Annotated in this window: 13 protein-coding genes; 5 read left to right on the top strand and 8 right to left on the bottom strand. The window is 32.0% G+C overall.

The window, feature by feature from the left end:
• Positions 1 to 70: 70 nt before the first annotated feature.
• The 6 genes from Q1A15_RS11070 to Q1A15_RS11095 all read right to left on the bottom strand — a co-directional run bounded on the left by Q1A15_RS11070 (position 71) and on the right by Q1A15_RS11095 (position 5,526).
• The gene (locus tag Q1A15_RS11070) at positions 71 to 835 is read right to left on the bottom strand and encodes a hypothetical protein (protein ID WP_299623328.1); all 765 of its coding nucleotides are present in this window, start codon (positions 833 to 835) and stop codon (positions 71 to 73) included.
• 39 nt (positions 836 to 874) lie between these two features.
• Positions 875 to 1,234, bottom strand: coding sequence for a hypothetical protein (locus tag Q1A15_RS11075; protein WP_299623332.1), 360 nt, complete (start codon positions 1,232 to 1,234; stop codon positions 875 to 877).
• A 22-nt stretch (positions 1,235 to 1,256) separates the two neighbouring features.
• Complete coding sequence (locus Q1A15_RS11080) at positions 1,257 to 2,981, bottom strand: nucleoside transporter C-terminal domain-containing protein (protein WP_299623335.1); 1,725 nt, start codon at positions 2,979 to 2,981, stop codon at positions 1,257 to 1,259.
• Between the two features lie 13 nt (positions 2,982 to 2,994).
• A complete protein-coding gene (locus Q1A15_RS11085) occupies positions 2,995 to 3,603 on the bottom strand; it encodes a bifunctional nuclease family protein (RefSeq protein WP_299623337.1) in 609 nt (202 codons plus the stop codon).
• A gap of 159 nt (positions 3,604 to 3,762) precedes the next feature.
• Entirely contained in the window at positions 3,763 to 4,716 is a 954-nt protein-coding gene (locus tag Q1A15_RS11090) for an electron transfer flavoprotein subunit alpha/FixB family protein (protein WP_299623340.1), read from the bottom strand.
• A gap of 69 nt (positions 4,717 to 4,785) precedes the next feature.
• Positions 4,786 to 5,526 carry an electron transfer flavoprotein subunit beta/FixA family protein gene (locus Q1A15_RS11095; protein ID WP_299623343.1) on the bottom strand — a complete coding sequence of 247 codons (741 nt, stop codon included), beginning with the start codon at positions 5,524 to 5,526 and terminating at the stop codon, positions 4,786 to 4,788.
• 178 nt (positions 5,527 to 5,704) lie between these two features.
• Between Q1A15_RS11095 and Q1A15_RS11100 the strand changes: the two genes are divergently transcribed.
• From Q1A15_RS11100 to Q1A15_RS11115, 4 genes are all read left to right on the top strand, one after another.
• The gene (locus Q1A15_RS11100) at positions 5,705 to 6,685 is read left to right on the top strand and encodes a pyruvate dehydrogenase complex E1 component subunit beta (protein WP_299623345.1); all 981 of its coding nucleotides are present in this window, start codon (positions 5,705 to 5,707) and stop codon (positions 6,683 to 6,685) included.
• 75 nt (positions 6,686 to 6,760) lie between these two features.
• Positions 6,761 to 9,292: a DUF5686 family protein gene (locus tag Q1A15_RS11105; RefSeq protein ID WP_299623348.1), complete on the top strand. Its 2,532-nt coding sequence runs from the start codon at positions 6,761 to 6,763 to the stop codon at positions 9,290 to 9,292.
• Positions 9,293 to 9,389: 97 nt separating this feature from the next.
• On the top strand, positions 9,390 to 9,917 hold the full coding sequence (locus Q1A15_RS11110; RefSeq protein WP_095069719.1) for an inorganic diphosphatase: 528 nt from the start codon (positions 9,390 to 9,392) through the stop codon (positions 9,915 to 9,917).
• 111 nt (positions 9,918 to 10,028) lie between these two features.
• A complete protein-coding gene (locus Q1A15_RS11115; RefSeq protein ID WP_299623354.1) occupies positions 10,029 to 12,371 on the top strand; it encodes a sodium-translocating pyrophosphatase in 2,343 nt (780 codons plus the stop codon).
• A 61-nt stretch (positions 12,372 to 12,432) separates the two neighbouring features.
• Here the strand turns inward: Q1A15_RS11115 and Q1A15_RS11120 are convergent, their stop codons facing one another.
• Complete coding sequence (locus tag Q1A15_RS11120) at positions 12,433 to 12,891, bottom strand: Lrp/AsnC family transcriptional regulator (protein WP_299623357.1); 459 nt, start codon at positions 12,889 to 12,891, stop codon at positions 12,433 to 12,435.
• Positions 12,892 to 13,047: 156 nt separating this feature from the next.
• On the opposite strand from Q1A15_RS11120, the gene Q1A15_RS11125 reads away from it, so the two are divergent.
• The gene (locus Q1A15_RS11125; RefSeq protein ID WP_299623360.1) at positions 13,048 to 14,259 is read left to right on the top strand and encodes an aminotransferase class I/II-fold pyridoxal phosphate-dependent enzyme; all 1,212 of its coding nucleotides are present in this window, start codon (positions 13,048 to 13,050) and stop codon (positions 14,257 to 14,259) included.
• On the opposite strand, the gene Q1A15_RS11130 is transcribed toward Q1A15_RS11125, so the two are convergent.
• Entirely contained in the window at positions 14,248 to 15,270 is a 1,023-nt protein-coding gene (locus Q1A15_RS11130) for a metal-dependent hydrolase (protein WP_299623363.1), read from the bottom strand. The genes Q1A15_RS11125 and Q1A15_RS11130 overlap by 12 nt on opposite strands.
• Positions 15,271 to 15,332 lie beyond the last annotated feature (62 nt).

The following is a 15,332-nucleotide window of genomic DNA, read 5'->3' on the forward strand; positions in this document are numbered from 1 at the left end:
TAAATATAATAAAAAAACCTATTATTTTTTATTTTTTTAACATCACATGTGTTTTTTTGTTGAAGTAAATTCAAAAACCTGAGCTAAATAAACTTCTAGCTCCTCTCATACCACATTTCTGATATTTATGGTAAGCTTTAGCTGCACTTTCTTTTATTTGAAGAGAAGAAGATTGGTTTAACCATGTTGTAATTGACGCATCTAAAGTATAGGCTTCAGGAGCCATTAAATTTGTTGTCCATAACAAAGGATTAGCATTTGCTTGTTTAATTTCTTTAGAAAAATAATGTTTACTAAAACAAGCAAGTATAATTACATCTTTCTTTTTCTCTTTACACTTTTGATAATCTATGTTTACATCGAATTCCATTAATCCATCATGACCAACATAAGCTATTAGATTTGAAGCTCCACCGAATTTAAGTTTGATTGAATCAGTAATTATATTTTCTTCGTTTTGATGATTCGAAGCTTTTAAAAAGTCTTCAGTGCAAGTCTTGATTTTTTTACCATTATAAGCATCTGCTAATAAATAAACATCTCTAGTTTTATGTTTAAAGAGTACACGTTCTAAAATATCTGAAGAGTTAGTTTTTAGAGTAGAAATCATTTTCCAATCTTTTGCTTTGTATTTAAAGAAAGATTTTACACCATACAAAGCTCCCCAATACAAATTGTTTTTTGGATCTTGACCGTTTCCTAATTTTTTAGGAACAGGAACAATATCTTGATTTTTATTATCACATAAGGCTACAAATACATGTATTGTTTTTGTTTGTGAAAACGATTTTACAGCAATAAATGAGATAAGGAATAATACTATTGTCTTTTTCATATAGCATTTAACGAGTTAAGACCGAAAATAGTATTGAATTTAAGAGAAGAAATATAAAGCTATTGCTCCAATGATAACTGCTAAAAAGCCCATGTATAAAATTAATGAAGGGGTGATCTTCAAATCTTCTAAATCTTCTTTTTTGATGTTTGCATTTAATTTTTTGGCGATTAATAAACCTATCGTGGTATCAAAAACGCCAATCATAAAAGCTGAAACTAACCCCAAGTAAAGGTTAGTAGCTTTAGTAATAAATATTGTGAAAATACCGTAGATAATAAAAGAGCCAAAAGCAAACCATACATACTCAACGTTTAAACGTTTAGAAAGTATAGAACATAAAGCGTCGTATATAGCAACAGCGGTAAATCCAATCAAAATTATGATTAGTGATTCCAAAATAAATTTTAATATTGAGGTTTTATCCTATTATCATTCCAGCAATTGTGGCAGACATCAAAGAAGCAATTGTTCCTCCGATTAAAGCTTTTATACCAAATTCAGAAAGTGTTTTTCTCTGACCTGGAGCTAAAGAACCAATTCCTCCAATTTGTATACCAATTGAGGCAAAATTCGCAAATCCACATAACATGTAAGTAGCCATTATTACAGACTTATTATATGTTAAGTGAGTTGCATTAGCAACATTTTTTAATTCAGCTAATTGAATGTATCCAACAAATTCACTAGCCGCTAATTTTATACCTAATAACTGTCCCATTAATGCAGTGTCTTCACTAGCAACACCAATTAACCACATTAAAGGAGCAAAAATATATCCTAAAACAGCTTCTATAGATAAACTTGAATATGCTGTGTTAGCAGCCATCCAAGTATTTAGATTTGTTACATCTCCAACCCAACCTAAAATACCATTAATCATAGCGATAAAAGCAACAAAAACTAAAAGCATAGCACCTACATTCATGGCTAATTGTAATCCTTCAGTAGTACCATTCGCAATTGCATCTAATACATTAGAACCTATCTTTTCTGAAGATACCTGTACATCTGTATTGATGTCTTCAGTTTGAGGATATAAAATTTTAGAAATCACTATAGCACCAGGAGCTGCCATAACAGATGCTGCAAGTAAATGCTTAGCAAATTGTAATCTTAAAGCAGGATCATCGCCACCTAAGAAACCAATATATGCAGCTAAAACTGCACCAGCTACAGTAGCCATTCCACCAATCATTACTAATAGAATTTCAGATCGGTTCATTTTTTCTAAATAAGCTTTTATTAATAAAGGAGCTTCTGTTTGACCTAAAAATATATTACCAGCGACAGATAAACTTTCAGCACCAGATATTTTTAGAATCTTAGATAAAGTCCATGCCATTATTTTAACTACTTTTTGAATAACGCCTAGATAAAATAGGAGAGAAGTAAGAGCAGAGAAAAATATAATGGTAGGTAATACTTGGAAAGCAAATATGAAACCAAAAGTATCCATATCTACAACTAATCCTTCAAATAAAAACTTACTACCAGCTCTTGTAAAATCTAACACGCTTACAAAAAGTTGACCAATAGCATCAAACATTTTTTGAATTAAAGGGATTTTTAAAACACCTACAGCAATAAAAAGTTGGAATATTAATCCAAGTCCTACTGTTTTCCAGTCAATCGCTTTTTTGTTATTACTAAATAAAAAAGCAATTAATAACAATACAAACATTCCAAGAATACCTCTCCATAAGCTATTTACAGAAAAACCTTGGCTAGCTATAATTCCTGTGTTGTCTTCTTTAGTAAGAGTTTTTACGTTAGAGGCTACAGCTTCTTGTTTGGTCGGTTTTGTAGAAAATTTATAAAGAACATCTTTTTCAGAAATGGTAAGTATAGAATCATTAAGAGTTACAATATTGTAATATCTAACTGTATCTTTTGGTTCTTTATAATTGAATATTAATAAATTATTCTGGTGTATATAACTTCCTTTTGCAGTTAAACTATCTTTTGCAACTAAAGAATAAGAGAATTCACCATTTTTTAAGCTAAATATATCATTAGCATCAATCTCTATTAAAGATTCACCAGAGTTATTTTCAATGGTATTAAATTTCCATGTTTTATCTATGTTTTGCGAGAATACCGCAAAAGAGAAAACACACATTAAAAGTGTGATAAATTTTTTCATTCAAAAAAGTATTTTACGAACGTTTGCTAATTTCGTCTCTAATTTTAGCTGCCAACTCATAGTCTTCGTTGTTAACTGCTTCAGCTAATTGTTCTTCTAATTCATTTAAAGAAAGGTCAGAAAAATCGGTTACACTAGTAAATTCAATTTCTGATTCTATTTCCAACTCTGTACTTTCATGTTCTTCAGGAACCCCAAGTTCGTCTTCAGTTTTTAAGTAAATACCAGCTTTGTCGAGTATGTTTTCGTAAGTAAAAATTGGGGCTTGAAAACGTACTGCTAATGCAATAGCATCTGAAGTTCTTGTGTCTATTATTTCTTCAGTTCCATCTTTTTCACAAATTAGGCTAGAGAAAAACACTCCATCTACTAATTTATGAATTATGATTTGCTTTACAGAAATAGTAAAACGCTCTGCAAAAGATTTAAATAAATCATGTGTGAGAGGTCTTGGTGGTCGAATTTCTTTCTCTAACGCTATAGCGATAGACTGAGCTTCAAAAGCTCCGATAATAATTGGTAAAGTTCTAGTTCCTTCCATTTCGCTAAGCACTAAAGCATATGCTCCGCTTTGTGTTTGGCTATATGAAATTCCTTTAATAGTTAGTCTTACTAGGCTCATGTATCTATCTTCATACAAAAAAAGCGGTCTTTTATTAGACAGCCTTTAGGGTGCCACAATTTAATAAAAAATATGACTACGAAAAGATTTATTTTAAAAAATAAAAACTCTAGAAAATCATTTGATTTCTAGAGTTTTTACAACTATTGTTTATGTTCTTTATGCTTGTTTAAAAGCTTTTAATTTTTCAATTAATTGCGGAACAACTTCAAAAGCATCACCTACGATACCATAATCAGCAGCTTTAAAGAAAGGAGCTTCAGGATCGTTATTAATAACAACTTTTACTTTAGAAGCATTAACTCCAGCTAAATGCTGAATTGCTCCAGAGATACCAATAGCGATATATAAATTAGAAGCAACAGGCTTTCCTGTTTGTCCTACGTGCTCACTATGTGGTCTCCAACCTAAATCAGAAACTGGTTTAGAACAAGCAGTTGCAGCACCTAAAACATCAGCTAAATCTTCTACCATTCCCCAGTTTTCAGGTCCTTTTAATCCACGTCCAGCAGAAACAACAACATCAGCATCAGCAATTGTTACTTTACCAGTTGCTTTATCAATAGAAACTGAAGAAACGCCTAATTCTGGTAATGAAGCATCAAAAGCCTCAGCAGTACCAGAAGCAGCATTTTCGTGAGCACCATAAGAATTCTTAGCTACTCCGATTACTTTCTTAGCTGTTAAGATTTCAGTATTGTTAAATCCTTTGTTAGAAAAAGCTTTACGCTTTACAACAAAAGAACCTGAAGTATCTGGTAAAGCTACAGCATTAGAAGCATAACCAGCTTCTAAACCTACAGCGACTAATGGGGCTAATGTTAATCCATCTACACTAGAATCGATAACAACTACATCAGATCCTTGAACTTCTGCTACTTGTTTTACAATTGCAGCATATCCTTTAGCATTAAAAGAACTCAAGTCGTTTTTTACTTCAACAACTTTTTCTGCACCGTATGTATATAATTCACTTGCATCTCCACCGTTAATAGTAAGAGTTACAAGATTTGTTCCTAATTGCTCAGCTACTTTTTTTCCGTATGATACAACTTCAAAAGCTGTTTTTTTAAATTTTCCTTCCGTAGAATCGGCAAAAACTAATACAGACATAATTTTTAATTTTTTGAGTTTTTAATGGGTGTATGTTACTACACCCACTAAAAAGATTTGATTTTAAATTTAAATTGCTTTAGCCTCGTTGTGTAAAAGATTAATTAAATCATCTACATTATCAACTAATTTAACCTCTCCTTTTGGAGCAGGCTTCTCGAAATTCTTAGTGCTTGTAGAGGCAGTGTTTCCTGTTGGTTCAACAACACTTAAAGGCTTTTTACGAGCCATCATAATACCTCTCATATTTGGTATTCTTAAGTCTTTTTCCTCAACAATACCTTTTTGTCCAGCTACAACTAGAGGTAAACTAGTAGTAACTTTCTCTTCTCCACCATCGATCTCTCTATCTAAAGTAGCATTGCTACCCTCTACTTCTAAACCAACACATCCGTTAACGAAGTTAAAATCTAATAAAGATGCTAACATTCCAGGAACCATTTGTCCATTATAATCAGCAGATTCTTTTCCTGCTAAAACTAAATCATAACCTCCAGATTTTACAACTTCAGCTAATTCTTTTGCAACTAATAAACCGTCAGTTGGTTCTACATTAACGCGAATAGCGTCATCTGCTCCAATAGCTAAAGCCTTACGTAAAGTAGGCTCAGTAGCAGCTCCTCCAACATTTACTACAGTAACAGATGCACCTTGCTTTTCTTTAAACCACATAGCACGAGTTAAACTAAACTCATCGTACGGATTTATAACAAATTGAACTCCATTAGTGTCAAACTTAGTATCGTTATCAGTAAAGTTAATTTTTGAAGTGGTATCAGGTACGTGACTGATACAAACTAATATTTTCATATAGGGTTGTTTTTGTACGCTTAATTTGTGCTACGAATTTACATATTTTTTTTGATTTATTATGCGTGCATAATAAATTTGTTAGTAAAAAGTGTACATTTTAACATTGTATTAATTTCTTTAGTGAAGAATTTCATACTTTTGCAAATCAATAAACAACAACTACTTAATAAGACATATGAAAACAGTTCAATTTAGAGAAGCTATCTGTGAAGCAATGAGTGAAGAGATGCGTCGTGATGAGAGCATTTATTTAATGGGGGAGGAAGTTGCAGAATACAATGGTGCTTACAAGGCAAGTAAAGGAATGTTAGATGAATTCGGAGCAAAGAGAGTTATTGATACTCCTATTGCTGAATTAGGTTTTGGAGGTATTGCAGTAGGATCTGCAATGAACGGAAATAGACCTATTGTTGAATATATGACATTCAATTTCTCTTTAGTTGGAATTGATCAGATTATTAATAATGCTGCGAAAATTCGTCAAATGAGTGGAGGTCAATTTAATTGTCCAATCGTATTTAGAGGACCAACAGCTTCTGCTGGTCAATTAGCTGCGACGCACTCACAAGCTTTTGAAAGCTGGTATGCAAATTGTCCAGGTTTAAAAGTTATAGTTCCATCTAATCCTTATGATGCTAAAGGATTATTAAAAGCTGCTATTAGAGATGACGATCCAGTTATTTTTATGGAGTCAGAGCAGATGTATGGAGATAAAATGGAAATTCCAGAAGGAGAATACGTATTACCTATTGGAGTTGCAGAAATAAAAAGAGAGGGAACAGATGTAACTGTGGTTTCATTTGGTAAGATTATAAAGGAAGCTTATAAAGCAGCCGATCAATTAGCAGAAGAAGGAATTTCTGTTGAGGTTATAGATTTAAGAACTGTTCGTCCTATGGATCATAAAACAATTCTTGAGTCTGTTAAAAAGACAAATAGATTAGTGATTTTAGAAGAAGCATGGCCATTTGGTAGTGTATCTTCAGAGATTACTTTCAGAGTACAAGATGAAGCATTTGATTATTTAGATGCTCCAATTAAGAGAATTACAACAGCAGATACACCTGCACCGTATTCTCCAGTATTATTAGAAAAATGGTTGCCTAACTCGGGGGACGTTATACAGGCAGTCAAAGAAGTTATGTATATAAAATAATAATAAACTAGATTACAGTTATTTAAATCCTTTCAGCAGACAACGTTGAAAGGATTTTGATGTGTAAAAGAGCCTATGAGATTAAAATTTTTGATGCTATCGGTGCTGTTCGGGATGGTCGCAAATGCACAGCTGATAGTGAAAGGGAAAGTGGTGGATGAATTTGACAATCCAATGCCATTCGTGAATGTGTACATTCAGGGAACAACTAATGGTACCACAACAGATGATGATGGACGATTTGCTTTTCAAATGAAAAAGAGAAGAGGGGTTTTGGAAGTTTCTTTTGTTGGTTTCCAAACTCAAACAATCACAATAACTCCAAAAACAAAATTTCTGAATATTGTTCTTAAAGAAGGAACTGATGTTTTAGAAGAAGTAATTGTTGTTACTAAACCTAAAAAAAGATTAAAGAAAAAAGAAAATCCAGCGTACAAGATTTTAAAAGAAGTCTGGAAACGTAAAAGAAAAAATGGAATTGATTTAGTTGATCATTACCAATATAAAAAACACACTGCTATCGAAATTGGGTTGAATAATCTGGATACTGCTTTTATCAAGCAGATGTTCAAGAAAGATTATAATAATACCATTAATGAAATCGAATACGATAGTGATGGAATAAATTATTACATACCTATATATATTAATGAGCAAATTGCTAAAGTATATGGTAATAATAAGATTAATGAAGAAAGAGAAGATATTGAAGCTGAAAAATCTGAAGGTTTAGGAGCGCAAGGTTTTGTTTTTGACCGTATGTCAAGAACTTTTCAGAATATAGATGTCTTTAGAAATAATATCACTTTACTAAGAAAATCATTTGTAAGTCCTTTGTCAACAGATGGTTTTGCAACCTACGATTATGTTTTATACGATAGTGTTGTTAAAAACAATACTAAATTATATAACATTTATTTCTTCCCGATTAGAGATCAAGATTTAGCATTTAAAGGAAACTTCTGGATTGCAGATAAAGCATATACCTTAAAGAAGTTACGAATGGAAGTTGTTAAAGGAGCAAACTTGAACTTTGTTAGAGGCTTAACTTTTGAAAAAGAATTTGATGTTAGAAATGATAGTATCTACATTCCAACTAAGAATGCTTACGAAGGAGATTTTACTTTTTTAGATAAAAATGAAGCGAATAAAGGTCTAACTATAAAAAAGACAATCAATTATAGTGATTACGTTTTAGAGAAACCTTTATCTGATGATTTTTATAAAGGTCAAATTCAAAAGATAAGACCAGATCAGTATTTCAGATCAGAAGAATATTGGTCTAAACAAGATATAGAAGATAATCAAGATAAATATAAATTAATCAGTTCTGTAAAGGAGAAGAAACAGATAAAACGATTAACTGGTTTTATTAACACAATTTCTAGTGGATTTGTTAATCTACCATTCTTCAATATGCAATTAGGTCCGTTTTGGACTGCCTTTGCAAGTAATGAAGTGGAAGGTTTTAGAACTCGATTAGGTTTTAGAACATTTAAAACAAAAGACGATCGATTTAGATTGTCAGGACATTTAGCTTACGGTTTTCAGGATAAAGAATTAAAATACGGATTAGAAGCTCAGTATTTACTGTCTTACGAACCAAGAATTTCTACAAGTGTAGCATATCAGAATGATATTGAGCAATTAGGAAGTGCCTTATTAAACACAACACAATTATTAGGAAGAACATTCGGTTCTACAGCTCTTTTCTCTAGAGGAAACAACTTCTTCTTATCTAAAGTAGAAAAGTATGCTACGAATTTTGATTATGCTGTACATAATAATTTTCATATCGGATTCAACTTTTCACACTCTAGAATAGAATCAGCAAGTCCAGAAAATTTTTCAGGTACATATTTAGATGGATTAGGAAATCCACAATCTACCGTAACAGATGTAGCTTCAGATGTATACTTAACATTTACTCCGGGTAGATTTGTATACGGATTAGGAGTAGAGCAACGTTTTGGTAGAAATGTTTTCCCATCTATCGTTGTTAACTATCGTCACGGATATAAAGATTTCCTTAACGGAACTCACGAATACGATAAAATTCAAATCAAGTATAATCAACCTATTTTATTAGGTAAGTTTGGTTTATTAGATACAACTATTGAAGGAGGTAAAATCTTTGGAACGTTACCATCTTCATTATTAAGTTCTGTTCCAGCCAATCAATCTTTCTCTTTAGTGCCGAATACATTCTCGTTATTAAATTATTACGATTTTGTAACAGATGAGTATGTTTCTACGCATTTTGAACATCATTTTAATGGTTTCATTTTGAATAGAATTCCATTAGTAAGAGAACTTAAATTGAGAAGTTTATTAACCTTTAGAGCAGCTTACGGAACTATTTCTGATGAAAATAGAGCTATAAACGACGGAGTTGTTAACAGTCTTAATACAGAAAACATATTATACAATGCACCAAATAGAGTGTATTATGAGTATGGTTTTGGTATAGAGAATATTGGGTATGGAAACTTACGTTTTCTTAGAGTTGATGCTATTTGGAGAAGTAATTATACACCTCCATCAAATAGTATTGCAGTACCAACTCCAAAGTTTGCAATTCGTATAGGAATTAGACCAGATTTATAAAACATTAATTAACTTAAAAATAACTTCAAAAATCCGTGTGCAAACTGCATTTTATATGTAGTTTTGCTTTCCGATTTTTAGAAACGAAATAAAAAATATGACAGCCAAAGAAAAACAAACTGTTGATGTATTAATTGAAATACCAAAAGGAAGTAGAAATAAATATGAATACGATTTCGATTTAAAGAAAATCCGTTTCGATAGAATGTTATTCTCTTCAATGATGTATCCAGGTGATTACGGTTTTATTCCTGAAACATTAGCTTTAGATGGAGATCCATTAGATGTTTTAGTTTTAGGAGCTGAGCCATGTTTTCCAATGTGTATGATGGAAGTTAGACCAATTGGTGTTTTCCATATGGCAGATGAAAAAGGTCCAGATGAAAAAATCGTATGTGTGCCAATTTCTGATCCAATTTGGAATAAGTACAAAGATATTTCTGATTTAAATCCACATAGAAAAGAAGAAATCACTCATTTCTTCCAAGTATACAAAGATTTAGAGAGGAAAAAAGTTGATGTTGGTGGATGGGGAGATGCTGATGAAGCATATTCAATTTTAGATAAGTGTATCGAACGTTACGAAAACAGCGAACACAAAGCAAACGGAGATTTTAAAGTATAATCTCTGTATTGAAAATATTTCAAAGCTTGTTACTTAGTAGCAAGCTTTTTTTTGTTTAGAGTTTGATTTTGTTATATTTAAAGCAATAAACTAATCAATTAATTAAATATTATGGAATCAAACACAGTGTTTTTACCAGTCATCTTGGCTGTGGTAGGCTTGGTTTTTATGTTCATTAAAATGTCTTGGGTAAAAAAGCAAGAGGCAGGTGATGAAAAAATGAAATCAATATCAAAAAGTATAAAAGAAGGAGCTTTAGCATTTTTAAATGCAGAATATAAGCTCCTTTTAATTTTTTCGATAATAGCCTCAATAGCACTTTTTATCATATCTCAACTTGTTGATACAACACATTGGATTATAGTTGTAGCATTTATTATCGGAGCCATTTTCTCAGCTTTAGCAGGTAATATCGGAATGCGTATTGCAACAGATGCAAATGCAAGAACAACAGAAGCAGCCAAAACAAGTTTACCAAAAGCGTTACAAGTCTCTTTTGGTGGAGGAACTGTAATGGGGTTAGGAGTTGCAGGTTTGGCAGTTTTAGGGTTAAGTCTTTTCTTTTTCTTATTTGTAACTATGTTTGTTACAGGTGAAGGAAGTTTCTACAAAGAAATGACAGTTGCTTTAGAAGCCTTAGCTGGTTTTTCTTTAGGAGCTGAAAGTATTGCTTTATTTGCAAGAGTTGGCGGAGGTATCTACACTAAAGCAGCAGATGTTGGAGCCGATTTAGTAGGTAAGGTAGAAGCAGGTATTCCTGAAGATGATCCGAGAAATCCAGCAACAATTGCTGATAATGTAGGAGATAATGTTGGTGATGTTGCAGGAATGGGGGCAGATTTATTCGGAAGTTATGTGGCTACGGTTTTAGCGGCTATGGTTCTTGGAAACTATGTTGTTCGTGATATGTCTACAACGACACAATTTACAGATGCTTTTAATGGAATGGGGCCAATTTTATTACCATTAGTAATAGCTGGTGTTGGTATTATAGCTTCAATTATCGGGACTTTCTTAGTCAAAATTAAAGATAATTCAGCAAAAGAAGCTGAAGTTCAAAAAGCTTTAGATTTAGGAAACTGGGCATCTATACTTATTACTTTAATTGCAAGTTGGTTCTTAATTCAATGGATGTTACCAGAAACATTAAAAATGAGTTTTTTCGGAGAAGGAATAAAAGAAGTACCTTCTCGTCATGTGTTTTATTCAGGAATGATTGGTTTAGCAGTAGGAGCTTTAATTTCTACAGTAACGGCATATTACACAAGTTTAGGTAAAAAGCCAGTCTTAGATATTGTTCAGAATAGTTCTACTGGAGCTGCAACTAATATTATTGCAGGATTAGCTGTAGGTATGAAGTCTACATTTTTATCAGTAATCTTATTTGCCGCTGCTATTTATGGTTCTTATGCCTTAGCAGGTTTCTATGGAGTTGCTTTAGCTGCTTCAGCAATGATGGCAACAACAGCAATGCAATTAGCTATTGATGCTTTCGGGCCAATTGCTGATAATGCAGGAGGTGTTGCAGAAATGAGTGAATTAGAAGATCACGTGCGTGAACGTACAGATATTTTAGATTCAGTAGGAAATACAACTGCAGCAGTAGGTAAAGGTTTTGCGATTGCTTCTGCGGCGTTGACTGCTTTAGCTTTATTTGCAGCTTACGTAACATTCACAGGAATAGATGGAATTAATATTTTTAAAGCTGATGTTTTAGCAATGTTATTTGTTGGAGGAATGATTCCAGTAATCTTTTCTGCTTTAGCTATGGAGTCTGTAGGGAAAGCAGCTATGGAAATGGTGCAAGAAGTTCGTCGTCAGTTTAAAGAAATTCCAGGAATTATGGAAGGAACTGGAACTCCAGATTATGCGAAGTGTGTTGATATTTCTACTAAAGCTGCTTTAAAAGAAATGATTTTACCGGGGTTAATTACGATAATTACACCAATAATTATTGGAATTTTGTTTAAAGCTGAAGCATTAGGTGGTTATATGGCTGGAGTTTGTGTTAGTGGTGTAATGTGGGCTATTTTCCAAAATAATGCTGGAGGAGCTTGGGATAATGCTAAAAAGTCTTTTGAGGCTGGTGTAGAAATCAATGGAGAAATGACTTTTAAAGGTTCTGATGCACATAAAGCAGCTGTGACAGGAGATACTGTTGGAGATCCGTTTAAAGATACTTCTGGACCGTCAATGAATATCTTAATTAAACTTACTTGTTTAGTTGGTTTAGTTATTGCACCAATTTTAGGAGGTCATTCAGCTGAATCACATGCTTCAAATACACAATTAATAAAAGAAGTTCAGATTGAATCTGAATTAAAAGATAATGGGCAATCTGTAGCAACAATTACTACTACAGTTGTTAAAGATGGAAAGAAAGAATCTAAAGAGATAAAAGTTGAAGGAACGAAAGAAGAAGTCGCTCAAGCAATAAAGAAAGCACAAGAATAAATTATCCTCTTATATCCAATTTAAATAGTTTAATAAAAGCCATTGCACATGCAGTGGCTTTTTATATTGAGATTTTTGTTGAGTTTTTAATAGCTCCAATTGTAAAAGAACTTTGTGTACTACCAATATATTTTATTGAAGTAAGTTTATTTACCATAAACTCACGATATTCTTCCATGTCTTTTACGTAGATTTTCAAAATGTAATCGTAATCACCACTGATATGAAAACATTCTGCAACTTCGTCTAATTTTAATATTTCGCTTTCAAAAATTGATAAGTATTCTCTAGAATGTTGAATCAGTTTTACTTGACAAAAAACTAAAAAAGATTTATCTATTTTTTTAGGATCAATTCTAGCGACATAGTTTGTTATAATTTGTTCCTTTTCTAGTTTTTTTATTCTTTCATAAACAGCAGTTACAGATAAGTTAAGCAACAAAGAAAGTTGTTTATTTGTACGTTTACTATCTTCTTGTAAAAGGTTAATTAGTTTATTGTCAATATGATCTAACTTCATTTTGAAAAAATTTCAGTAAAGTTAATTGATTTAGTTTAGATTTAGTTTTTTTTACATTTAAAATTGATTTTATTAGTTTTTAAAACTATATTTTATCTAAAGTGTTGAATAATATTTAGTTTTTGTGTTGTTTTGGGGAAACAAATACTAGTTCTAATGAAATTCAAACCAGCTAATAAAATTCAAGATTTACAGTACTTCGGAGAATTTGGAGGTGTAAATCCATCTATTTCAGATTCATCAACGTATACATTCCTTTCAGCAAAAACAATGTTCGATACATTCGAAGGAAATGCAGACGGATGTTACTTATACTCAAGACATACATCACCTTCAAATTTATATTTAGGTGAAGCATTAGCAGAAATGGAAGGAACAGAAACTGCTACAGTAACAGCTTCAGGAATGGGAGCAATTACACCAGTTTTATTACAGTTATGTAGTGCTGGAGATCATGTTGTTTCAAGTAGAACTATTTATGGTGGTACTTATGCATTCTTAAAGAATTTTACACCAAAATTAAATATTCAAACAACATTTGTAGATATTACTAAATTAGATATTGTTGAGGCAGCGATTACAGAAAATACTAAAGTTTTATACTGTGAAACAGTAAGTAATCCGTTATTAGAAGTTGCAGATATCGAAGGTTTAGCTGCTTTAGCAAAAAAATACAACTTAAAGTTAGTAGTAGATAATACATTCTCACCATTATCAGTATCTCCTGCTCAGTTAGGTGCAGATGTCGTAATTCATAGTTTAACTAAATTCATTAATGGGTCTTCAGATACTGTTGGAGGAGTAATTTGTGGAACACAAGAATTTATCGATAACTTAAGAAATGTAAATGATGGAGCTTGTATGTTATTAGGTTCTACTATGGATAGTTTAAGAGCTTCTTCAGTATTAAAGAATTTAAGAACATTACATATCCGTATTCAACAACATAGCAAAAACGCAATGTATTTAGCGAAGAAATTTGAAGCAGATGGATTAAAAACTGTATATCCAGGATTAGCTTCTCATCCTTCTCATGAATTATTCTCATCAATGTTAAATGAAGAATATGGTTTCGGAGGAATGTTAACTATTGATGTTGGTTCTTTAGATAAAGCAAATGAGTTAATGGAATTAATGCAACATAAAAACTTAGGATACTTAGCTGTTAGTTTAGGTTTTTATAAAACATTATTCTCTGCTCCTGGAACATCAACGTCTTCAGAAATTCCAGAAGACGAACAAGCGGAAATGGGCTTAACAGACGGATTAATTCGTTTTTCTATTGGTTTAGATAACGATATTGAAAGAACTTATCAAATGATGACTGAGTGTATGAGAGAAGTTGGAATTTTAGAATTAGTTTCCTAAAACTCTATTCCAAAACTTTTGTAAATCTTCCTTAGTCGGAGTTTTATCATATAATGGCATTGCTTCCCAGCGATTGCCATTTTTTTTGATCTCAAAACTAAATACAGATGAATTTTTATCTTCAGGATTTAATAACGGATAACGTAAATCATTATATCGAATTCGGTTGCTGTCAATTTGTTGAAGATTATAAAAATTATTACTAAACCAAGACAATTTCTTTAAATCAGCATTTTGTTTCATTGGTAAAAGTTCATGATTTTTAGGTAAGCTGATAAAGTTATTTTTTGGTTTTTGCGTATCAAAATGAGAATAAAAACTCACTTTATAATCTTCTTTGGTTTCTACTATAGCATACCAAAGTATATTGTTGAAAATTGTTGGTTGAGCCGAATATCTTTGATAATCAATTTTAGATTCAGAAAGAGCATTTTTAAAAACGCGATCGATGTATATTTTATTTCCGATAGTAAACAGCAGATAAGCAGAACTTATATACACGCCAAACTTTAACCAAAAATTACGTTTACTACTCGTTCTCTTAAAGAACATTAAAATGATTAAAGAGATTAAAAAAGGAATAGTGTATATCGGGTCAACAACAGCAATTGTATTAAAAGCCACACGGTAATCTGAAAAAGGTAAGAATAGTTGTGTGCCATAAGGCGTAAAACTATCTAAAAGAGGATGAGTAAAAATCGATAAGAAAAATAACCAAATCCAGTCTTTAGGAGTAGTAGTACCAATTCTCTTTTGGGTATTGTATAATTTGTAAGTACCGTGACCAAATACATAAGCACCCAAAAATGCAAAGACAATAGAATGCATAAATCCTCTGTGAAAAATGAGTTCGTCAATTGAATTTGAATAGAATAAACTTCCTATAAAAACATCCAAATCAGGAATTGTACCTCCAATAGCTCCAAACAATAAAGCTTTATTTCCAATCTTTTTACCAAGTGCAATTTCACCACATGCGGCACCTAAAACTATTTGCGTTAACGAATCCATATAAAAGCAAAAGTAGCAAACGGTTTTCACTTGCGTAAGTCTTAACAAAATCGTAACATTAC

This window comes from uncultured Tenacibaculum sp., assembly GCF_947495995.1.
GTDB lineage: Bacteria > Bacteroidota > Bacteroidia > Flavobacteriales > Flavobacteriaceae > Polaribacter.

Bases quoted from the DNA above. Each gene is read 5' to 3' on its own strand.
- Q1A15_RS11070 (WP_299623328.1), bottom strand. From the start codon at position 835: ATGAAAAAGACAATAGTATTATTCCTTATCTCATTTATTGCTGTAAAA.
- Q1A15_RS11080 (WP_299623335.1), bottom strand. From the start codon at position 2,981: ATGAAAAAATTTATCACACTTTTAATGTGTGTTTTCTCTTTTGCGGTA.
- Q1A15_RS11085 (WP_299623337.1), bottom strand. From the start codon at position 3,603: ATGAGCCTAGTAAGACTAACTATTAAAGGAATTTCATATAGCCAAACA.
- Q1A15_RS11090 (WP_299623340.1), bottom strand. From the start codon at position 4,716: ATGTCTGTATTAGTTTTTGCCGATTCTACGGAAGGAAAATTTAAAAAA.
- Q1A15_RS11095 (WP_299623343.1), bottom strand. From the start codon at position 5,526: ATGAAAATATTAGTTTGTATCAGTCACGTACCTGATACCACTTCAAAA.
- Q1A15_RS11100 (WP_299623345.1), top strand. From the start codon at position 5,705: ATGAAAACAGTTCAATTTAGAGAAGCTATCTGTGAAGCAATGAGTGAA.
- Q1A15_RS11105 (WP_299623348.1), top strand. From the start codon at position 6,761: ATGAGATTAAAATTTTTGATGCTATCGGTGCTGTTCGGGATGGTCGCA.
- Q1A15_RS11110 (WP_095069719.1), top strand. From the start codon at position 9,390: ATGACAGCCAAAGAAAAACAAACTGTTGATGTATTAATTGAAATACCA.
- Q1A15_RS11115 (WP_299623354.1), top strand. From the start codon at position 10,029: ATGGAATCAAACACAGTGTTTTTACCAGTCATCTTGGCTGTGGTAGGC.
- Q1A15_RS11120 (WP_299623357.1), bottom strand. From the start codon at position 12,891: ATGAAGTTAGATCATATTGACAATAAACTAATTAACCTTTTACAAGAA.
- Q1A15_RS11125 (WP_299623360.1), top strand. From the start codon at position 13,048: ATGAAATTCAAACCAGCTAATAAAATTCAAGATTTACAGTACTTCGGA.
- Q1A15_RS11130 (WP_299623363.1), bottom strand. From the start codon at position 15,270: ATGGATTCGTTAACGCAAATAGTTTTAGGTGCCGCATGTGGTGAAATT.